The sequence below is a fragment of the Pseudomonas sp. GW823-FHT02E01 genome, from assembly GCF_058797535.1.
The window spans coordinates 100,443-119,063 of the sequence record NZ_JBXAJS010000009.1 but is presented as its reverse complement, the minus strand read 5'-3'; the positions used below and the strand labels follow the sequence as shown (position 1 = coordinate 119,063).

Here is an 18,621-nt window from a genome sequence, read left to right as displayed (position 1 = left end):
CCATGACTGAATTCCACACCCTGCCCCATGACCAGCAAGTCACCCGTCTGCACGAACTGGCGCGCCATGCCCTGCAACAGTGGGAAGGCGAATTCGCCGACATTGAACTGGTGAAGTTTCGCGAGAACGCAGTGTTCTCGGCCCGCCGCCACGACGGTCAGCGCGTCGCCCTGCGCATCCATCGCAATGGTTATCACTGCGAGGCCGCACTGCGTTCCGAGCTGCAATGGATGGAAGCCCTGGCCAGCGCAGGTATTACCGTGCCGCAGATTATCCGCGCACAGAATGAAAGCCATCTGATCGAAGTCACCCACCAAGCCATCGGCGAGGCACGTCACATCGACATGCTCGCCTGGCTGCCCGGTGCCACCGCCGGTACTTCCGAGGCGGGTGTGCAGTCCGATACGGAGATCGATTTCCTGTTCAATGAGGCGGGGGCGATTGCCGCGCGCATCCACCTGCATTCGGCGGATTGGCAACAACCGGACGAGTTTGTCCGGCATGCCTGGGATGAAGAAGGCCTGATCGGCGCCAATCCGTTCTGGGGGCGTTTCTGGGAGCTGGAGCAGCTCAGCGACGAGCAACGGGATCTGCTGCAACAGGCCCGGCGTACGGCGCGCAAGGACTTGCGCCAGTACGGTCGGCACCTGGGCAACTTCGGCATGATTCACGCGGATCTGGTGCCAGAGAACCTGCTGATCGAGGGCCCGCAACTGCGCCTGATCGACTTCGACGATGCGGGGTTCGGCTGGCACATGTTCGAGTTGGCCACTGCCTTGTACTTCTGCCTGGATGACCCGCGCTTTGATCAGATCAAGACGGCGCTGCTCGACGGCTACAACGCGGTCAAGCCGCTGACCGAGGCGGATCGCAAGACACTGGCGTTGTTCCTGATGCTGCGTGGCACCACGTACCTGGGCTGGATTCACACCCGCCAGGGCACACCGACAGCGATTGAAATGGCGCCGATGCTGATTGAGCGGGCTTGCTTGTTGGCTCGGGATTATTTGCAGGCCTGATACATCGAAATCGCGAGCAGGTCGGATCGCCGCACCGTCGCTCCCACACTGGATTTCAGTGAACTCAGAACTTGTGTTCGACGACGATCCACTGTGGGAGCGAGCTTGCTCGCGATGGGGTCATCACATCCAGCATCATTGCTGACAGATACTCCGCTATCGCGAGCAAGCTCGCTCCCACAGTGTTTAGTGGTTAACCGGGCCGATCGACCTGATCCAGCGCCCGATTCACCGCCAACTCCCCCAGCATGATGACTTGCGCGATGCCCAGCAGGGTGTTGCGGTGCGTGCCTTGCAGAAAACCCGCCAGGTCATTGGCCATGACACTCGCCGAGGCCAGCGATTCGCAGGCGTGGGCTAGCAGGGTTTCGGTGTTGATGTCGGGGTTGATGGTGAACAGTGTGGAGGGTTTGTGCGAGGTGGCCATGATGTGAGCGGCCGGGTTGGGGCAGGAATCGTTGTCTGGTGGATCAGGCGTAACCTTGAACATGATGTTCTTTTCCGTTGTGATGCAGCCACGCCGTCGCTGCTAAACGAGGGGTGGCGGCTGTACGCAGGTTAGCAGACCGGGGAAAAGAAGAAAGCCGGCGCGCCCAAGGACGCCCTACGCACAGCCACCATCAAATGCAGGTATGGAACACCTGCCTGACGGACACTCGTACGACCTTCAAATACCACGGGCTGCTAAACCCGATCACTGGGAATCAGTGACGCGGACCAAGTTACCGATGGCCTCCAGGGCGCACAAGCCGGCGGATTCTGGCTTAGCTGTAGGCAATGACGCAAGGCGTTGTGGCTTGCAGGAAGTTACTCCTACAGCCGTTAAACATGCATTCCAAACTGGCACCGCCATTGCGAGCAAGCTCGCTCCCACAGTTGATCTCAGTCGTACACAAACTTTGTGTTCACTACAGATTCCTGTGGGAGCGAGCTTGCTCGCGATGAACGATAACGCGGTCTTGCTCAAGCTGCACTGGCATGCTCAAGCCGATGAAACAACCGGTTGAAATACACCAGGCTGTCGCGCGGCTCGCGCACGCCCACCTTCGTCAGTTCCACGAACATCACCGAATGCGACCCCACTTCCTTGCACTCGCTGATCCGCCCTTCGAGCTGCACCAGGGCATCGCGCAGCACCGGCACATCGGCGGCGCCGTCGTCCCACAGATCCCAGGCAAAACGCTCGGCCATCGGCACCTGGGTCATGCCGGCGAAATGACGGGCCAGTTCTTCCTGCTCGCCACACAGCACGTTGACACACAGATGGCCGTTGGTGCGGAACACGTCGTGGGTGGCGCTGTTGCGGTTGACGCACACCAGCACGGTGGGTGGCGAGTCGGTCACCGAGCACACGGCGCTGGCGGTGATGCCGCAACGACCGCCAGGGCCGTTGGTGGTGATGATGTTCACCGCGGCAGGCAGCTGCGCCATGGCGTTGCGAAAGTCGATTTGCTGCTGGCTCAGGTCGGCCATGTCGATGCCCCTTCCTTCAGGAGGACCGCTATCTGGCGGCCCGTAGGTGATGGAACAAGACTAAGGCTGCGGGCGCGCCGCAACCATTCTGACGATCCCCATGGCAGGGTTGGGTTTCCGCTAGTCGACTAGGTGGTTTCTTTATCGCAAGGGCCGGCCACAGTGGGTATTCTGCATACAGGCTCCAGAACGATGAGCCGATGCGTGCCGCGCGTTCGCGTGCGAAAACAATAATTAGAAAACTTTCGTGGCAGCCCCGATGGAAATCCGTAAACCGATTGTTTATATCGTTGACGACGACAAGGACCTGCGAACCTCACTGGCCTGGTTGCTGGAGTCGGTGAGCGTGCAGGCGCAGTGCTTTGCCGGCGCCGAAGAGTTCCTCAGCCAGTACGACCCCAAGCAGCCCGCCTGCCTGGTGCTCGACGTGCGCATGCCGGAGACCAGCGGTTTCCAGTTGCAGGAAATCCTCAACCAGCGCGGCAGCACCCTGCCGACCATTTTCGTCTCGGCCCATGGCGATATTCCGATGTCGGTCACGGCGATGAAGAACGGCGCGCTGGATTTCGTCGAGAAGCCCTACAACCCGCAGCAGATGATCGACCGCATCCAGGCCGCGCTGAAGACCGCCGTACACGCCCAGGCCGATCAGCAGCAGCGTCAGAACCTGCAAGGCAAACTGGCACTGCTGACCAGCCGTGAGCGGGAAGTGTTGATGCTGGTGATCGATGGCAAGGCCAGCAAGGTGATTGCCCGGGAGCTCAACATCAGCGTGAAGACCGTTGATGTGCACCGCACCAAGATCAAGGAAAAGATGGGGGTGTCCAGCATCGCCATGCTGGTGCGCGAGGTGCTGCATTTACCGGTGGATGAGCCGGTGCGGCACTGAGTGATTTGCAGCGGTCATGAGGCCGCCATCGCGAGCAAGCTCGCTCCCACAGGTTGATCTCTGTCGTACACAAACTTCGTGTTCACTGAAGATCCACTGTGGGAGCGAGCTTGCTCGCGATGGGGCCGGCACATCCAACTTCGCTGGCGACTGACATACCGCTTTCGCGAGCAAGCTCGCTCCCACAGGTTGATCCCGGTCGTACACAAACTTCGTGTTCACCGCAGATCCACTGTGGGAGCGAGCTTGCTCGCGATGGGGCCAGCCCATTCAACATCGAATTCAGCAGCTATAGCGCTTGCGATAAGCACCCGGCGACACGCCAAAACGTGATTTGAAGGCCGACGAGAAGTAGCTCGAATCCGAGAAGCCCCAGGCATAACACAGTGCCGATAGCTTCTGTTCGACATCGGCGCGGCGCAGGTTTTCGGCGCAGAAGTCCAGGCGGCGGTGCTTGATGTATTGCGCCACCACCAGGCCGCGCTTGGAGAACATCCGGTACAGGCCGCGCACGGAAATCCCCACTTCACGGGCGATCAGCTCGGGGCACAGTTCTTCGTCGCTGAGGTGGGCGTCGATGAAGGCGATGATCTTGCGAAATTGCCGCTCATGGGCGTCAGCACCGCCGTCCCGGGCGCTGATGCCCGGCAGCAACAGGCTGGCCAGGGCATCGAGCACAGCCTCGCTTTCCTGCATGTCCAGCCCTTCCTGCTGGCGGGTGTCCAGCACCAGCTTGTTGGCCATCGCCGCCAGGGGGCTGCCGGCCGCGATGCGCGTGGCGCAGTTGACGGTATTGAAGTGCGATCCCCGCTCGACCACCTGGCGCGGAAGAATCAGCGACAGCTGTCGGCAATCGTCGTTGTAGATCATGTCGCTCGGGCGGCTGGCGTCGATCAAGGCGATGTCGCCACAGCCCAGTTGCGCGCGGTTGTCGCCCTGCTCCAGTTGCGAGCTGCCGCGCATCTGAAACACCGCGTAGTAGTGGCCGTCGCAGCTGGTGCTGACGTCCTTGCTGGTGCGGTACAAATGCACATGCGCCATGTCGACCACACTCAGGTTGATCGCACCGCTGCGAAATTCCGCCAGTTCGCCGTAGAAATCCATGTCCAGCGCCCGGGCATCGAAACGCCCACAGGCCTGGTTCACCTGGCTCAACCAACTTTCGAACGCCTCGTTGCGCACCGTCGATGCTGTAATCATGTCCGCAAAGCCTCACGTTTTTGTTGTTATTTTTCGACCGCTTCATCGAGCGGTTCGTCAAAACGGTTGTTTCTGTAGCCATCTCCTCCTTCGACGGCCGCCGGGCGCCCATTCAACAGGCTCCGGCCCAAGCTTTCCAGTCGACCTACGGGTTAAATGTCCAATACCAGACGAGCGGAAAGCGCCCGTGATACACACGCGCAAATCTGCTTGTTGGACGCCTTTTCCTTGTTCGACAGGCAGTTGTCGCGGTGCTCCGGCACGCCGTCCAGTACCTCGACGATGCAGGTGCCGCAGATGCCTTCGCGGCACTCGGTGTCGATGTCGCAACCGTGGGCCTGAAGTACGTCGACCAGGCTGGCGTTTGCCGGCACTTGCAGCACCACGCCGGAACTGGCCAGCTCCACTTCGAACGTGCCGGCCGGGGCGCTGTTGGCGGCCGGGTCTGCGGCAAAGTGTTCAAGGTGAATCGAATCGTCAGAGCGACTGCGGGACGCTACTTCCACCACTTTGTTCATGAAAGGTGCCGGGCCGCAGGTGTAGACGTGGGCGGCGCTGCCGGCACGCGCCAGGCATTCGCTCAACGCGCTGTCCAGATCCGCCGGCTCCACGCCGTAATGAAACTCCACGTGGTCGGCGAATTTTGTCGCCAACAGCTCTGTAAACGCCGCGTACTGCGCCGAACGGGCGAAGTAATGCAAACGATACGGTTGGCCGCTTTCCGCCAGTCGATAAGCCATGCTCAACAGCGGCGTCACGCCGATACCGGCGGCGAACAGCACGTGTTCGCGGGCACTGTCATCGAGACGGAACAGGTTGCGCGGCGCGCCCATTTCCAGCTCCATGCCCTCTTCCACTTGCTCGTGCAGCGCCAGCGAACCACCGCGCGACTGCGCTTCTTTCTTCACCGCCACCAGATACGCACGGCGATCCTGCGGCGGGCTGCACAGCGAGTACTGGCGGGTCACCCCGGTCGGCCCGGTCAGGTCGACGTGGGCACCCGGTTCATAGGTGTCGAGCGGCTGGCCGTCACTGCGCACGAGGCGAAAGGAACGGATATCCAGCGCTTCGTCGACGATCCTTTCGATCTTCACCTTCATCATTGCATCACCTGAATACTGTTGTTTTGGTTTACTGCCCCTTGTAGGAGCGAGCCTGCTCGCGATGAACCTGAGAACAACACGGGGTGTCAGGTTTCCCGCGTTATCGTTGGCGACCATCGCGAGCGAGCTCGCTCCTACAGGGTGGGGGCATTTTTCTGCTGCTCAGCGCATGAACAAACCGCCATTGATGTCCCAGCACGCACCCGTTACCGAGGCGGCGTTCTCGGCGATCAGCAGCAACACGCTGTCGGCGATGAACGTTGGGTCACCGAGGGTGCCGGCCGGGATCATCTTCAGGATCTGTTCCAGACGCTCCGGAGCCACGGTTTCGCGTACCACCGGCAAGTCCAGCGGACCTGGCGAGATGCTGTTGACCGTCACGCCCTGGGGCGCCAGTTCACGGGCGAAGACTTTGGTCAGGGTCGCCACGCCACCCTTGGCCGACGCGTAATGCGCGCCGGTGGCGGTGCCGCCGTTCTGCCCGGCCAGGGACGCAATGTTGACGATGCGACCGAAGCCGCGCTCGGCGAAGTGCGCGCCGAACACCTGGCAGGCGACAAAGGTGCCCCGCAGGTTGATCGCCATCGACTCATCGAACTCTTCTGGTGTGATGTCCATCAGCGCCGCGACTTTCGACACACCGGCGTTGTTCACCAGAATGTCGGTGCCGCCCCAGCGCTCGGCGAGCACATCGCGGGCACGTTGAAAGTCGGCCTTGCTGCGCACATCCAGCTCGATGGCCACGGCGCTGGCGCCGCTGCCATCGAGTTCCAAAGCCAGTTGCTGCACGCCATCGAGGCGCACATCCGCCAGGCCGACGCGATAACCGGCTGCGTGCAGACGGCGGGCGATGCACTCGCCCAGTCCGCGCGAGGCACCCGTTACGAGGGCTACTCGACTCATGATGTTGCCCTCACAAAAGGAAGCCGAGCGCGCTCAGGCTGTCGGTGGAGTTGATCAGGCGCACCACTTTTCGCTCCAGGGTCGGCACGCCGTCGGTGAAGCGGATACGGTGGTTCAGGTCGGCCACGAACGGCGTGTGCACGCCGCGCTTGTAGGCGTACAGCAACTGCGCCGAATTGACTTCGACGATGTCGCCGGCCGCTTCCACCAGGCGGAAACGCGAGATCGTACGGATGGTTTTCGCTGCGTCCACCGCCGACGGCGAGTAGCCGGCGGTCAGGCGTTCGATGCGCAGGTCACGCATGCGCGCATCGTCGTAGGCGTAGTTGAGGGTCGCTTCGAAATCTTCGGTGTCCGGGTCGATCGGCACGATGTACTTGCCGCTTTCGCTCCACAAGGTTGCCCATTCGGCGTAGTTCTTGTGGTCGAGCAATTCGGCTTCGCGCCAGATGAATTCGATGGCCTGGGCCAAGGGACCTGCAAAACCGTTCAGGGTGTCGTGATTACTCATTGGCTCATCATCCTTTTCCACATGTCATAGGCACCGCGCATGCCGCCCTCGTCGGTGGCGTGGCTGACCTTGTCGCCGTTTTCAGCGGTGATTTCGCGGTTCAGGCCGCGGTTGACCAGGATTGGCGCATCGACGCCGGCGTACGAGCCGCGCTGCACGCGGTCCCAGGCTTCGGCATCGTCAGGGCTGCCAAAACCGAACGGGCCCTGGAAGTGTTCGTGGATGCGCATGCGTTCGCGGTTGGCGATTTCCGGGCCGCCGTCCATGCCGAGGGCCACGTGGCGGATCTCGGTTTCGGTGACCGACACCGGGCGCAGCACGCGGAAGAACGACATCGACATCGCCACGTTGGGGAACAGGTTCAGGTTGAAACCGGCGCCGTGCAGCGAGCGCACGATGCGACGGACCTGATCGGCCGGCAGGGTTTTCGACAGTTCTTCGGTGACGTGGGCGAAGCGCTCCTGCAACTGTTCGGTGCCGTCGTCGTGATCGAGGTCGACGTGCTCCGGCACCATCACCATCACACTGTGGCCGTTGCCCAGGGAGTGGGTCACGGCTTGCTCGTCGGTCATGAACGAAAGCATTTCCGAAGTTTCTTCATCCACCGACGACATGAACGACTTGTGCACGATCGGGAAGTGATAGCCGTCGGTAGTGTTTTCCAGCTGGATCTTCCAGTTGCCCTTGAAGCTGAACTTGTGTTCGCCCTGGGTCTTGATCGGGTAGCCGGCGCCCTGCTTCATGAACAGGTCCATCCAGTGTTTCGCGCCGCCGAGGAAGTCTTCCAGCGGCTCGATCTCGTCGTTGTAGCTGGCGAACACCATGCCAGCGTAGCTTTCGACGCGCAGGCTGGTCAGCGGCAGTTCCGACTTTTCCAGGATGCCTTCGTAGCCGTCCGGATACGGCAGCGCACGCAGCTTGCCATCCAGGCCATAGGACCAGCTGTGGTATGGGCAGGTGAAACCGGTGGCGTTGCCCTTGTGCTTCTCGCACACAGTGGCGCCACGGTGCCGGCAACGGTTTTCCAGCACGTTGATGTTGTTCTTCTTGTCGCGCACCACAATCACCGGGCGGCGGCCGATGGTGGCGGTCTTGAAGTCGCCGCTATTGCGCACTTCGCTTTCGTGGGCAACCCACACCCAGGTGCGGTAGAAAATCTTGTCCAGCTCGGCTTCGAACAGCGCCGGGTCGTTGTACAGCGAGACGTCGACGCGGTCATGTTGGACCAGGTCTTCGGGGCTTTTCGACGTTGCGATCAGCTGATATTCATGAGTGCTCATGCGGTTCTCCTCATGGCTTCTTTTTATGATTGAGTGGTAGAGGCTTGCAGCTGCGCACCAAAGGCGCAGACCAGTTCGTCCTGACCTTTGCGGCCAACGATTTGCAGGCCGACTTTCAGCCCGCCGCAATCGAGTTCCACCGGCACCGTCAGCGCGGGGTGACCACTGAGGTTGAAAGGCCGCACCAGCGGGGTCATGCCGGCAACGGCTTTGCTGCCGGCGCGGGCTTCGCTGAGGGTTGGCGGCAAGGTTGGCAGTGTCGGCAACAGCAATACGGCGAAGTCTTCCAGCGCTGCATCCACCTGTTGGGTGAACCGCGTGCGCACGGCGCAGGCATCGGCCAGCTCTTCGCGCGTGGTGCGGCTGGCCGCCAGCAAGCGTGTTTCCACATCGGCGCCGATCAGGCCCTTGCCGGTCAGGTGGCCGAACGCCGCCCAGTTTTCGAAATTGATCACCGTCAGGCCGGCGGCAAACGCTGCTTCGAATTCGCTCAGGTGCAGGTTGCTGCGACGCCATCCGGCGCGGTCCGCGGCGGCACCCAGGCTGGCTTGCAGGTGCGAATCACAGGCCACCTCGAGAAAGCCGACCCTGGCGCCGTCGCCTGGCAGGCCTTGAGCGGAAAAGCCCGGGCAGATCACCTGCATCGCGGCGATCAGGTCGTCCATGCTTTTGGCGAACGGCCCGACGCAATCGAGGCTCGATTCCAGTGGATGAGCGCCGACACGGCTGACGCGACCATAAGTCGGCTTGAGCCCGGCAATCCCGCAACACGCCGCCGGCACCCGCACCGAACCACCGGTGTCGGTGCCGATGGCGATGTCCGCCAGGCCTGCCGCGACCGCGGAAGCCGAACCGCTGGACGAGCCGCCAGGCACACGGTCCGGCGCTTGCGGATTGATCGGAGTGCCGGTCCAGTCATTGATGCCGGTCACGCCGAACGCCAGTTCATGCAGGTTGGTCTTGCCGACGATCTGCCAGCCAGCATCGAGGATCGCATCGACCACCTCGGCGTTTTGCGTCGCCGCCGGTGCATCGGCGAACGCACGGCTACCTGAGCGGGTCGGATGGCCGGCGATGTCGATGGAGTCCTTGATGGCGACGCGCTTGCCGTTGCCACCGAGGAGGAATTCGCTGATGAAAGTACTCATGCGCTCAGCTCCGAATTGAACAAGCGTTGCGTGCGGAAATGCGCGATCAGCCAGACGCCGTCGACACAGCGAAAATCGATGTTCAAGCGAGTGCCGAACAATTCGTTGCGACCATCGGCGTAGGTGGAAATCTGCTGCATGATCCACTGCCCCTGCGCACTGCTGCCGTCGACCACGATCGACTCGCTGGTGAGGTAATGCAGGTTCAGCTTGAAGTGGTCGGACGGCGGCAGATAACCGCCGACAAACGCCGCCACCGCCTCACGTCCACGGTGTTGACCGAAGGTCTGCGCGGTCTGGGTGCCGAGGCCTTCCCAGACCGCATCCTCGGTGAACAACTGCGCCAACTGGTCGAGATGAATCGCCGCCCGCGGCACATCGCACAGGTCCATGTAGCGCGCCATCAAGCGACGCACTGCGCTTTCCCCTTCGAGCGTCGCCAGACGCTGCAGCAAGGCCTCGTTCATGGCTTACACCTTGGCCGCATCAGGAATGGTCAGCGGACGACCGATGCGCGCTTCGATCTTGGCGTAGCGCCACAGGCTGTATTGGCCGACCGGTGTGGTGCGGAACAGGTTGCAGGCGTCGATCACCGACTGGTGGCAATCGACGTCGGCCATGATGTACACGGTCCAGGGCGAAGTGGTGGACGGGCCGACCATCAGGCGGTCGTCATCCATCGCGCCGAGCACGGTGATGCCGGGCATCGCGCCAAGGTCACCCATCATCTGGCTGAAGCCTTTCCACACGCTCAGGCCTTCGCCGGTGGGCAGGTCGAAAAAGTTCTGGGTGATGCCGATGCAGAAGACGACGCGCAATGGCTCTTGGGTGGTTTGCGACATGGGTGCGATTCCTTGAAAAAGTAATGGGGATTCAGATGTAGCCCGGGAACGGCGGAACGCCGAGGAACACCGAGCCGGCGCCGTCGTACAGGCCTTCGCTGAGGAAGGCGTGCTGGGTCACCACCATCGAGTCGCGCAGATAGCGTTGCAGCGGATGGCGCAGGTAAATGGCGGTGGTGCCGGCCAGGCTGTAGGCGCTCTGCACCACCTCGGCACCGGCCTGGGACACATGAATGGCCGACAGGCGCAACAGGCTGGTCTGCTCCGGCGTGACCGGGTTGCCGGCCAGGATCGAGTTCCACACCTGCTCGGTGGCGTTGTAGAAGAAACCGCGCGCGGCGCTGAGCTTGGCTTCAGCCTTGGCGATCTCGATGCGCACGTAAGCGCGGTCGGACAATTTCGGCGCGCCGGTGATGCCGCTACCACCCGCCATGCGGCTGATTTCGTCCAGCGCAGCACGGGCCAGTCCGAGGTTGACCACCGCCAGCACTTGCGCGGCGTAGGCGATCGATGGATAGCGGAACAGCGGCTCGTCGATGGTCGAGGCACCGCCGCGGATGAACGTCCAGCGCTCGTCAACGCGTTTATCGGTCACCCGCAGGTCATGGCTGCCGGTGCCTTTGAGGCCGACCACTTCCCAGTTCTCGACGATGTCTACCTGCTCCGGGCGGAACACAGCGGTGCGCGGCTTGCCGCCAGCGGCGCCGATGCCAACGCCCAACAGGTCTGCGCCTTTGCAGCCACTGGCGAATTTCCAGGTGCCGCTGACCTGATAGCCGCCTTCTACGGCCTCGGCCGGTTGCAAGGGGAACAGGCCGCCAGCGAACACCAGGTCAGGGCTTTCGGCGTAGAGTTCAGCGAGGGTTTCCCGTGGTAAAGCAGCCAGGTAGACACCGGCGCTGCCGAAGCTGGCCACCCAGCCCGCCGAGCCGTCGGCTTCGGAGATACGTTCGATCATTTGCAGGAACAGGTGCGGTGCCAGGGCGTCGCCACCGAAGCATTTCGGCGTGGCGGCACGGTAGATGCCCACTTGTTTGAAGCGCTCGATCATGTCCCGTGGCACGTGGGAGCCAGTGTCGAATTCTTCGCGGCGCCGGCGCACTTCATCCAGTACCTGCGCAAAGGCCTGGCTGTCGACGACATTCTCGTCAACGCCGATCGATGCGTCTTGTTGCGCAACCGCTGAACGCAGCATGGGCATTCTCCGTTTTGTTTATTGTTAGTGGGGCTACACGCATGCCCCGTTGTAGGAGCGAGCCTGCTCGCGATGGTCGTCAACGATGACGCTGGAAACCTGGCACCCCGTGGCGCTCTCAGGTTCATCGCGAGCGGGCTCGCTCCTACAGGGAATCGGCGTGGTCACCCTTGCATTGCGGTCCAGTGTAAAAACCGCATCCGGCCGCCACTATTGGTGCGTGCAGCCCCCTCGCTAAAGAAAACCCCTAGACCCACACCGGTAACCTCTGAGCGCATCCCGCTGTGCGAGCAGGTATAAAACGCCATACTGCAAATCTCTGCCGCCAGGGGCCGTGCGATGTACCAGCCAAAACCGAACGACTTTTATGCGCTGATCGAAGCCATGCCGCTGTGCATCATTCTTCATGACGCGCACACCAAGGAAATTCTCTGGGCCAACGCCGCTGCCTTGGCGGCGTTGGGTTTTACCCTGGAGGAACTGACGCCGCTCAAGGCCTCCGACATGACCCGCGATGCGCCGAAATACCGGCGTTCCATAGGTTTGCGCTGGCTCGAAAGGGCCGCACGCACCGGGCAACGGACCATCGAGTGGTGCTATCGCTCCAAGCAAGGGGTGGAGATTCTTTCCGAGGCGGTGGCGACCCTGGTGCACCTGGACGGTCGCGATGTGTTGATGGTGCAGTTTCGTGACATTTCCAAAGAGGACAAGGTCAAGCGCGACCTCAAGCGTTTCGAGAGCCGGCTCAAGGCCTTCATGCAGGACCTGGCCGAAGGTGTGGCGGTGCTCGGCCCCGAGGGCGATATAGGTTTTATCAGCGACTCCGGCGCGCACCTGCTCGACAGCGAAGTGCACCAGCTGATGGGCGAGAACTTCCTGGCCTGGTGCGACGACGCTTCGCGTCAGCGCTTGTTGCAACAGTTCGCCCATGAAACGCCGGAGCACGCGCCGTTCAACGTGCACTACAAGGTGCAGCGCCGGAACGGCGAATGGCGCTGGCATGACGCAACTTGTCGCTACATCGAGATCGAGGACGATCTGGTCGGCCATCTGCTGCTGTTCCGCGACGTGACCGAGCAGGTGCAGGCCGAAGAGGCGCGGCGAGTCAGCGAGCAGAAGCTCGAGTACCTGGCGCGCTACAACGCCATGGGCGAAATGGCCGTGGCCATCGCCCACGAGCTGAGCCAGCCATTGGCGGCGACCCGCAACTTTATTGAGGGCGCAGTGATTCGCCTGGGCAACGCGGGGGAAACCGATCAAGGCGTCGCCTGGGGCTTGCAGAGCGCCGTGCGGCAAATCGAGCATGCCTCGGTGATCATCAAGAGCGTGCGCGATTACGTGGTCAAGCTGGAGCAGACTGAAGAGCTGGTCGACCTTAATGAGCTGCTGCGCGAAACCCGCTACTTCATCAGCCTGCGCGCCGATCCGAGCCGGGTGCGCGTGGAAATCGTCGCCGCGTCCGAACCCCTGCGGGTGAGTTGCGAGAAGGTGCTGATCGGCCAGGTGATCCTCAACCTGGCCTTCAACGCCATTGAAGAAATGGCCGACCTGCCCACTGAACGACGCCTGTTGCGTATCCACGCCAGTCGCGAGAACGATGTGGCCCTGGTGCGCATCGAAGACTGCGGCCGCGGCATCCAGGCCCAGGCGCAGGAGAAGCTGTTCGACGGCTTTTTCTCGTCCAAGGTCAGTGGCAATGGCATCGGCCTGGCGCTGTGCAAGAACATCATCGGCCGCCACCGTGGCGATATCTGGGCGCAAAACCTGGAGCCGTGCGGCGCGGTGTTTACCTTCTCCCTTCCCCTCGCCAATCCCGCCTGACCTGCACCACTACTGTGGTCTGACATACACAAATCCTGTGGCGAGGGGGCTTGCCCCCGTTCGGTTGCACTGCAGCCGCAAAACCTGCTGGCACGGTGTGACTGGCAAATGCTGGGGCCGCTTCGCGACCCAACGGGGGCAAGCCCCCTCGCCACAAATGCAGCTTCGCCCTTCCCACCTCTGACGCCAGTCAAACCCCCGCCTTATCAGCTTGTGCAGCCAGTTTCATGACACTGGCACAGACACACAAACACTTGGCAGGCAGGGCAATTCTCCCGATCTCGGGGCACGGCAGAATCAAAGGGTAAAAATCTGCCAAAGCACCCGCGATCCGCGTTACCAACAATTCAGGAAGTTCCCCTTATGCGAACAAACAGGATCTCCGTACAGTCAGCGCTAGGCCTGAGCCTGCTTGTACTCGGTTTGAACAGTGCCCGCGCGGACCTGCCCGCCGGTACGATTGGCCAGACCGTTCTGGCGTTTCCACCCGAAGCTCACCGCGCGTTTGTCATCGACGTCGAGTTCGACAGCTTTGTCGCTGGCCGTGTGACCGTGGTCGACCCGGACCAGAAGCGCATCCTCGGCATGGTGCCGACCGGTTTCGCAGCGCCGTCGACCCTCAGTCACGACAAAAAAACCATCTACAGTGCGGACATCTGGTATTCCCGGGGTACCCGCGGCACCCGCACCGACGTGCTCACCGCGTGGGACAGCTCGACCCTGTCGCCGGCCTGGGAAGTGCTGATTCCGAACAAGCGCGCCGAATCGCTGACCCAGCGTTATGCGCTCAAGCCAAGCGGCGACGACAAGTTCGTCTACGTCTACAACTTCACCCCGTCGACTTCGGTGACCGTGGTCGATACCCAGACCAAGGCGGTTGCCACGGAAATCGCCATCCCCGGTTGCGTGCTCAACTACCCGGTCGGTAACCGCCGCTTCGCCTCGCTGTGCGGCGATGGCAGCCTGCAAGTGGTGACCCTCAACGATCAGGGCCAGGAAACCGCGCGCAGCCGCACGCCGTTCTTTGATCCGAACGCGGAAAAACTGGTAGAGCGCGCCGTCAACGTCGGCGATACCTACTACTTCACCACCACGACCGGCACCGTGCGCCCGGTGGATTTCGCCGGTGATGCGCCGAAGGTCCTGCCGTCCTGGTCGCTGGTTTCCGACGAAGACAAGAAGGCCGGCTGGGCGCCGGGTGGCTGGCAGATGATGGCCGTGGCGCCGAAGCTGGACCGCCTGTACGTGCTGATGCACGACGCCCACGAACCGATGAAGTGGGAAGACCCGAGCCCGCTGATCTGGGCGTTTGACCTCAAGACCCACAAGAAGGTGGCGACTCTGGAAGCCCCGGTTCCGGTGTGGAGCATGCAGGCAACCGGCGACGACAAGCCGTTGTTGCTCGGCACCGACGTGGAAGGCGGTTTGCAGATTTTCGATCTGAAGACCAACAAGCTCACCGGCAGCATGCCGAAAGTCGCCAAAACCGCGACTCAGGTCCTGAGCTACTAAGAGGTTCGGCCATGCACACAGATCCGATCTTCATCATTGCCAGCGCCATCGCCATCGCGGTGTTGCTGGCCAGCGCCGCGACCCACAAGTTGCGCGCGCCGGCCCGCTTCGCCCGGCAACTGGCGGACTATCAACTGCTGCCCGAGGCGCTGGTGCGCCCGACGGCACGGTGGGTGCCGCTGTTGGAACTGGCCATTGCCTTTGCCCTGCTGGTACCGGTCAGCCGTGGTTACGCCGCGGTGAGCGCCGCCAGCCTGTTGGCCCTGTACGCCGCCGCCATCGGTATCAACCTGTGGCGCGGTCGCGCGGACATCGACTGCGGTTGCGCCGGTCCCGACCAGGCACAGCCGCTGCGTCCGGTGCTGCTGGCACGTAACAGCGCACTGATAGCGCTGGCGCTGGTGGCCAGCGTGGCGCCGGTTGCCCGCGACCTCAACCTGTTCGATGGGTTCGTGACCCTGGCTGCCGCCGCGGTTGCGCTGCTCATCTACGCCGCCGCCGATGGGCTGCTGGCGAACTCCCCTCTTCTGCTCAAATTGATTGGTAGGTAATCGAAATGGAAGGCTTGATTGTTTCCAACGTTCTGCTCTGGGTGCTGCTGGTGGCCGTGGCGTTTGTCGTCATGGGCCTGGTGCGGCAGATCGGCGTGCTGCACGGTCGTCTCGCCCCGGCTGGCGCGCTGATGGTCGACAAAGGGGTGGCGGTCAATGAACCCGCGCCGCAAGTCACCGCCAGCGACCGTCACGGTCGTCCGGTGAACTTCGGTTACGCCGGCGAGAAATCGCAACTGCTGTTCTTCCTCTCGCCGACCTGCCCGATCTGCAAGTCGCTGCTGCCAGCGATCAAATCCATCGCCAAGGAGCAATCGGACCGCCTCGATGTGGTGTTCGTCAGCGATGGCGACATGGACGCCCAGCAAGCGCTGATCCGCGAACACAAACTTGAAGACGCCACCTACGTGGTCGGTCCGGAAGTGGGCATGACCTACCAGATCGGCAAGCTGCCGTACGCCGCGCTGATCGACAAGGCCGGCACCCTGCGTGCCAAGGGTCTGGTCAACTCCCGCGAGCACCTGGACAGCCTGTTCGAAGTCGAGCATTTGAAGCACGCAACGCTGCAGCAGTACCTCAATGCCCAACCGCACACCCACGATCACGACCACAGCCACGGCCATAGCCACTGATAAGGCAGGGAGACCTTTATGAAACTGCTGGATCTGTTGTTTGAGCGTTCGTCCCGCCGTGTCGCCGACACCACTTCGCGCCGCAAACTGCTGGCACGCATGGGTTCGCTGATGGTGGCCGGTGCCGCCCTGCCACTGTTGCTGCCGCTGGATCGCACCAGCAAGGCCCTGGCCGCGGAGCCTGCGCAGGCCGGCGACCCGGGTGATCCGAACAGCTGCGACTACTGGCGCTACTGCTCCATCGACGGCTTTCTGTGCAGCTGCTGCGGTGGGTCGGTGACCTCCTGCCCACCGGGCACCGAAGCCTCGCAAGTGACCTGGATCGGCACCTGCCGCAACCCGGCCGACGGCAAGGACTACATCATTTCGTACAACGACTGCTGCGGTAAGCAAAGCTGCGCCCAGTGCGCCTGTACCCGTAACGACAGTGAAGAACCGGCCTACCGCCCGTTCAACAACAACGATGTGAACTGGTGCCTGGCCGCCAAATCGCACATCTACCACTGCACCGTTTCGGTCATCCGCGGCGTCGCCGTTTAAAGAACGCGCTTTGCGCCGGTTGCTCGCGCAATCGGCGCTTTTTTTTCTGTGGCTGCTTTTCTTTTTTTTTACTGCTTTGTGTGTGTGTGTACCTGTAGGAGCGAGCTTGCTCGCGAAGAACTCAAGGGCGACGCGTTAAACCAGATAGCCCGCGTTATCGTTGACGTCCTTCGCGAGCAAGCTCGCTCCTACAACAGGTGCCAAACCGGTCATCAGCGGAGTTGGATTACATGCGTAGTTTGATATTGCTCGGTCTCGTCTGCGCCCTGAGCGCCCCGCTCGCTTTCGCCCGGGCCATTCCCGACCCGGCGCAGAGCCATGCGCCGGGCAACGAAGACGTTCAAACCCCGATTGCCCAGGCCGGTTACAGCGTCGGCGTGAACTACCAGCTGCAATGCGCCGGTTGCCACCTGGGCGACGGCACGGGTTCGGCCGCCAACGACACGCCACGGATGAAAGGTTTCGTCGGTAACTTCCTGAAAGTGCCCGGTGGCCGCGAATTCCTCGTGCGAGTGCCGGGCATGTCGCAGTCAGCGCTGAACAACGCACAACTGGCGGACTTGCTCAACTGGCTGTTGCGCGAAGACGGCATGGCGGGTAGCAGCATGCCGGCCGATTATCAGCCTTACACCGCCGAAGAAGTCATGACATTGCGCGCCAAGACCATGCTCAACCTGCCCGGCACCCGTGGTGAGTTGATCAAGGCCATGCGTGCCCAAGGCCTCGCGATCGATGACGGGATGAATTACTGAGAACATTTGCCCCGCCCCGCTTCAACATCAACCGCCCGGACGATGGACGCGTTGACGGCAAATAAGTAACGTAACCGGTGCTGTTTTCGAACCTGGAAAATCGAAAAGGGAGTTTGCATCGTGACCGAAGAGACAAAAACCAAAGGACCGGCTTCGTACTTCCCGTCCATTGAAAAAAAGTACGGGCAGCCGATCAGCCATTGGCTGGACCTGCTCAAGTCTGTCAGCGACAAGAAACACATGGAGATGGTGACCTGGCTCAAAACCGAACACGGAATGGGTCATGGTCACGCCAATGCGCTGGTTGCCTATCATCTGGCCGCCACCAAAAGCGCCTAGCGACGGGTCCATCCTTTGCTGTGCTATCGGTGGTGCCGGGTAAAACCGGCTCCACCGTAAGTCTTCTGTTGCCCTATTCTTTCATCCAACCCATCACGCCGGACATCGACCATGTCAGCCCCCGAATCCATCCTCCTCGACAGCTGGCACCACAATGCCCGGGCCTGGATCGACGCCATACGCAGTGGCACCATCGAAAGCCGCCTCAAGGTCACCGACCAGGCCATCCTGCTGGCGGTGCTGGGTCGCCAGCCCGAGCGTGTGCTCGACCTGGGTTGCGGTGAAGGCTGGTTGTTGCGCGCGCTGGCAGACCGGGCCATCGATGCGGTCGGTGTGGATGGCGATGCGACGCTGGTGGAGGCGGCACGGACGGCGGGCACTGCGCGGGTGCATTTGGCGAGCTATGAACAACTGGCTGAAGCGAAAGTCGACATCGGCCGCGACTACAACCTGATCTGCGCCAACTTCGCCCTGCTGCATCAGGACATCATCCCCCTGTTCGCCGCCATGAACACCCGGCTCGCCCCGGGTGGCGCGCTGCTGATCCAGACGCTGCACCCGTGGGCGGCTGCGGCGGGCGACTACCAGGATGGCTGGCGGGAAGAGAACTTCTCTGGCTTCAAGGGGCAGTGGCAGCCCATGCCATGGTATTTCCGCACCCTGTCCAGTTGGCTGAATGCACTGGACATGGCCGGCTTTGCATTGGCCGGCCTGCAGGAGCCACAGCACCCGCAAAGCCCCGTGCCGCAGTCATTGCTGTTGGTGGCCGAGCCACGGCGCTGAGTGGCTTTAATATCGCACACAGTTCTTGCACCCGCCGAACATCCCTGTGGAGTGGGCTTGCCCGCGAAGAGGCCGGCACATTCAACATCGATTTCGCCTGACATTCCGCCATCGCGAGCAAGCTCGCT

The 18,621-nt window shown here is 62.0% G+C and carries 21 protein-coding genes; 10 read left to right on the top strand and 11 right to left on the bottom strand.

The features are described from left to right. The first annotated feature begins 2 nt into the window (after positions 1-2). A complete protein-coding gene (locus AC1RDQ_RS21630; RefSeq protein WP_492588067.1) occupies positions 3-1,019 on the top strand; it encodes a phosphotransferase enzyme family protein in 1,017 nt (338 codons plus the stop codon). Between the two features lie 193 nt (positions 1,020-1,212). Here the strand turns inward: AC1RDQ_RS21630 and AC1RDQ_RS21625 are convergent, their stop codons facing one another. Continuing rightward, positions 1,213-1,509 carry a DUF6124 family protein gene (locus AC1RDQ_RS21625; RefSeq protein WP_492588066.1) on the bottom strand — a complete coding sequence of 99 codons (297 nt, stop codon included), beginning with the start codon at positions 1,507-1,509 and terminating at the stop codon, positions 1,213-1,215. A 473-nt stretch (positions 1,510-1,982) separates the two neighbouring features. After that, positions 1,983-2,492, bottom strand: a complete 510-nt coding sequence (gene hpaC, locus AC1RDQ_RS21620) for a 4-hydroxyphenylacetate 3-monooxygenase, reductase component (RefSeq protein WP_492588065.1) — start codon at positions 2,490-2,492, stop codon at positions 1,983-1,985. A 259-nt stretch (positions 2,493-2,751) separates the two neighbouring features. Between hpaC and AC1RDQ_RS21615 the strand changes: the two genes are divergently transcribed. Next, complete coding sequence (locus AC1RDQ_RS21615) at positions 2,752-3,381, top strand: response regulator transcription factor (protein WP_053161157.1); 630 nt, start codon at positions 2,752-2,754, stop codon at positions 3,379-3,381. A gap of 282 nt (positions 3,382-3,663) precedes the next feature. Here AC1RDQ_RS21615 and feaR read toward each other — a convergent pair whose 3' ends face one another. The 9 genes from feaR to AC1RDQ_RS21570 form a co-directional block, all read right to left on the bottom strand. Further along, a complete protein-coding gene (gene feaR, locus AC1RDQ_RS21610; protein ID WP_492588064.1) occupies positions 3,664-4,581 on the bottom strand; it encodes a transcriptional regulator FeaR in 918 nt (305 codons plus the stop codon). A 152-nt stretch (positions 4,582-4,733) separates the two neighbouring features. Further along, positions 4,734-5,684, bottom strand: coding sequence for a PDR/VanB family oxidoreductase (locus AC1RDQ_RS21605; RefSeq protein WP_489340371.1), 951 nt, complete (start codon positions 5,682-5,684; stop codon positions 4,734-4,736). 162 nt (positions 5,685-5,846) lie between these two features. Further along, positions 5,847-6,587 (bottom strand): SDR family NAD(P)-dependent oxidoreductase, encoded by a 741-nt coding sequence (locus AC1RDQ_RS21600; RefSeq protein WP_492588063.1) that lies wholly within the window; start codon positions 6,585-6,587, stop codon positions 5,847-5,849. Positions 6,588-6,597: 10 nt separating this feature from the next. Continuing rightward, positions 6,598-7,098 carry an aromatic-ring-hydroxylating dioxygenase subunit beta gene (locus AC1RDQ_RS21595; protein ID WP_154862359.1) on the bottom strand — a complete coding sequence of 167 codons (501 nt, stop codon included), beginning with the start codon at positions 7,096-7,098 and terminating at the stop codon, positions 6,598-6,600. Further along, a complete protein-coding gene (locus tag AC1RDQ_RS21590; protein WP_057715410.1) occupies positions 7,095-8,378 on the bottom strand; it encodes an aromatic ring-hydroxylating oxygenase subunit alpha in 1,284 nt (427 codons plus the stop codon). Before AC1RDQ_RS21590 ends, AC1RDQ_RS21595 begins: the two co-directional genes overlap by 4 nt. Positions 8,379-8,401: 23 nt before the next feature. Next, the gene (locus AC1RDQ_RS21585) at positions 8,402-9,526 is read right to left on the bottom strand and encodes an amidase (protein ID WP_492588062.1); all 1,125 of its coding nucleotides are present in this window, start codon (positions 9,524-9,526) and stop codon (positions 8,402-8,404) included. Further along, entirely contained in the window at positions 9,523-9,993 is a 471-nt protein-coding gene (locus AC1RDQ_RS21580) for a nuclear transport factor 2 family protein (RefSeq protein ID WP_492588061.1), read from the bottom strand. Before AC1RDQ_RS21580 ends, AC1RDQ_RS21585 begins: the two co-directional genes overlap by 4 nt. Positions 9,994-9,996: 3 nt before the next feature. Further along, the gene (locus AC1RDQ_RS21575) at positions 9,997-10,368 is read right to left on the bottom strand and encodes a hypothetical protein (protein ID WP_057715413.1); all 372 of its coding nucleotides are present in this window, start codon (positions 10,366-10,368) and stop codon (positions 9,997-9,999) included. A 31-nt stretch (positions 10,369-10,399) separates the two neighbouring features. Then, on the bottom strand, positions 10,400-11,563 hold the full coding sequence (locus AC1RDQ_RS21570; protein WP_492588060.1) for an acyl-CoA dehydrogenase family protein: 1,164 nt from the start codon (positions 11,561-11,563) through the stop codon (positions 10,400-10,402). A 339-nt stretch (positions 11,564-11,902) separates the two neighbouring features. Between AC1RDQ_RS21570 and AC1RDQ_RS21565 the strand changes: the two genes are divergently transcribed. The 8 genes from AC1RDQ_RS21565 to AC1RDQ_RS21530 all read left to right on the top strand — a co-directional run bounded on the left by AC1RDQ_RS21565 (position 11,903) and on the right by AC1RDQ_RS21530 (position 18,493). Beyond that, positions 11,903-13,384, top strand: a complete 1,482-nt coding sequence (locus AC1RDQ_RS21565) for a sensor histidine kinase (RefSeq protein ID WP_492588058.1) — start codon at positions 11,903-11,905, stop codon at positions 13,382-13,384. A 363-nt stretch (positions 13,385-13,747) separates the two neighbouring features. Further along, the gene (locus AC1RDQ_RS21560) at positions 13,748-14,896 is read left to right on the top strand and encodes an amine dehydrogenase large subunit (RefSeq protein WP_218498457.1); all 1,149 of its coding nucleotides are present in this window, start codon (positions 13,748-13,750) and stop codon (positions 14,894-14,896) included. An 11-nt stretch (positions 14,897-14,907) separates the two neighbouring features. After that, on the top strand, positions 14,908-15,447 hold the full coding sequence (locus tag AC1RDQ_RS21555; protein WP_492588056.1) for a MauE/DoxX family redox-associated membrane protein: 540 nt from the start codon (positions 14,908-14,910) through the stop codon (positions 15,445-15,447). 5 nt (positions 15,448-15,452) lie between these two features. After that, positions 15,453-16,079 carry a methylamine dehydrogenase accessory protein MauD gene (gene mauD / locus AC1RDQ_RS21550; protein ID WP_090454794.1) on the top strand — a complete coding sequence of 209 codons (627 nt, stop codon included), beginning with the start codon at positions 15,453-15,455 and terminating at the stop codon, positions 16,077-16,079. A gap of 18 nt (positions 16,080-16,097) precedes the next feature. Further along, on the top strand, positions 16,098-16,619 hold the full coding sequence (locus AC1RDQ_RS21545) for a methylamine dehydrogenase light chain (protein ID WP_008050506.1): 522 nt from the start codon (positions 16,098-16,100) through the stop codon (positions 16,617-16,619). A 230-nt stretch (positions 16,620-16,849) separates the two neighbouring features. Further along, complete coding sequence (locus AC1RDQ_RS21540) at positions 16,850-17,371, top strand: cytochrome C (protein ID WP_150815140.1); 522 nt, start codon at positions 16,850-16,852, stop codon at positions 17,369-17,371. Positions 17,372-17,491: 120 nt separating this feature from the next. Then, positions 17,492-17,710, top strand: coding sequence for a DUF4287 domain-containing protein (locus AC1RDQ_RS21535; protein WP_492588055.1), 219 nt, complete (start codon positions 17,492-17,494; stop codon positions 17,708-17,710). 111 nt (positions 17,711-17,821) lie between these two features. Then, complete coding sequence (locus AC1RDQ_RS21530; protein WP_492588054.1) at positions 17,822-18,493, top strand: class I SAM-dependent methyltransferase; 672 nt, start codon at positions 17,822-17,824, stop codon at positions 18,491-18,493. The last annotated feature ends 128 nt before the right edge of the window (positions 18,494-18,621 follow it).

Excerpts from the sequence above, each read along its gene's own strand:
- AC1RDQ_RS21630 (WP_492588067.1), top strand. The coding sequence starts at position 3 with ATGACTGAATTCCACACCCTGCCCCATGACCAGCAAGTCACCCGTCTG.
- AC1RDQ_RS21625 (WP_492588066.1), bottom strand. The coding sequence starts at position 1,509 with ATGTTCAAGGTTACGCCTGATCCACCAGACAACGATTCCTGCCCCAAC.
- hpaC (WP_492588065.1), bottom strand. The coding sequence starts at position 2,492 with ATGGCCGACCTGAGCCAGCAGCAAATCGACTTTCGCAACGCCATGGCG.
- AC1RDQ_RS21615 (WP_053161157.1), top strand. The coding sequence starts at position 2,752 with ATGGAAATCCGTAAACCGATTGTTTATATCGTTGACGACGACAAGGAC.
- feaR (WP_492588064.1), bottom strand. The coding sequence starts at position 4,581 with ATGATTACAGCATCGACGGTGCGCAACGAGGCGTTCGAAAGTTGGTTG.
- AC1RDQ_RS21605 (WP_489340371.1), bottom strand. The coding sequence starts at position 5,684 with ATGATGAAGGTGAAGATCGAAAGGATCGTCGACGAAGCGCTGGATATC.
- AC1RDQ_RS21600 (WP_492588063.1), bottom strand. The coding sequence starts at position 6,587 with ATGAGTCGAGTAGCCCTCGTAACGGGTGCCTCGCGCGGACTGGGCGAG.
- AC1RDQ_RS21595 (WP_154862359.1), bottom strand. The coding sequence starts at position 7,098 with ATGAGTAATCACGACACCCTGAACGGTTTTGCAGGTCCCTTGGCCCAG.
- AC1RDQ_RS21590 (WP_057715410.1), bottom strand. The coding sequence starts at position 8,378 with ATGAGCACTCATGAATATCAGCTGATCGCAACGTCGAAAAGCCCCGAA.
- AC1RDQ_RS21585 (WP_492588062.1), bottom strand. The coding sequence starts at position 9,526 with ATGAGTACTTTCATCAGCGAATTCCTCCTCGGTGGCAACGGCAAGCGC.
- AC1RDQ_RS21580 (WP_492588061.1), bottom strand. The coding sequence starts at position 9,993 with ATGAACGAGGCCTTGCTGCAGCGTCTGGCGACGCTCGAAGGGGAAAGC.
- AC1RDQ_RS21575 (WP_057715413.1), bottom strand. The coding sequence starts at position 10,368 with ATGTCGCAAACCACCCAAGAGCCATTGCGCGTCGTCTTCTGCATCGGC.
- AC1RDQ_RS21570 (WP_492588060.1), bottom strand. The coding sequence starts at position 11,563 with ATGCTGCGTTCAGCGGTTGCGCAACAAGACGCATCGATCGGCGTTGAC.
- AC1RDQ_RS21565 (WP_492588058.1), top strand. The coding sequence starts at position 11,903 with ATGTACCAGCCAAAACCGAACGACTTTTATGCGCTGATCGAAGCCATG.
- AC1RDQ_RS21560 (WP_218498457.1), top strand. The coding sequence starts at position 13,748 with ATGCGAACAAACAGGATCTCCGTACAGTCAGCGCTAGGCCTGAGCCTG.
- AC1RDQ_RS21555 (WP_492588056.1), top strand. The coding sequence starts at position 14,908 with ATGCACACAGATCCGATCTTCATCATTGCCAGCGCCATCGCCATCGCG.
- mauD (WP_090454794.1), top strand. The coding sequence starts at position 15,453 with ATGGAAGGCTTGATTGTTTCCAACGTTCTGCTCTGGGTGCTGCTGGTG.
- AC1RDQ_RS21545 (WP_008050506.1), top strand. The coding sequence starts at position 16,098 with ATGAAACTGCTGGATCTGTTGTTTGAGCGTTCGTCCCGCCGTGTCGCC.
- AC1RDQ_RS21540 (WP_150815140.1), top strand. The coding sequence starts at position 16,850 with ATGCGTAGTTTGATATTGCTCGGTCTCGTCTGCGCCCTGAGCGCCCCG.
- AC1RDQ_RS21530 (WP_492588054.1), top strand. The coding sequence starts at position 17,822 with ATGTCAGCCCCCGAATCCATCCTCCTCGACAGCTGGCACCACAATGCC.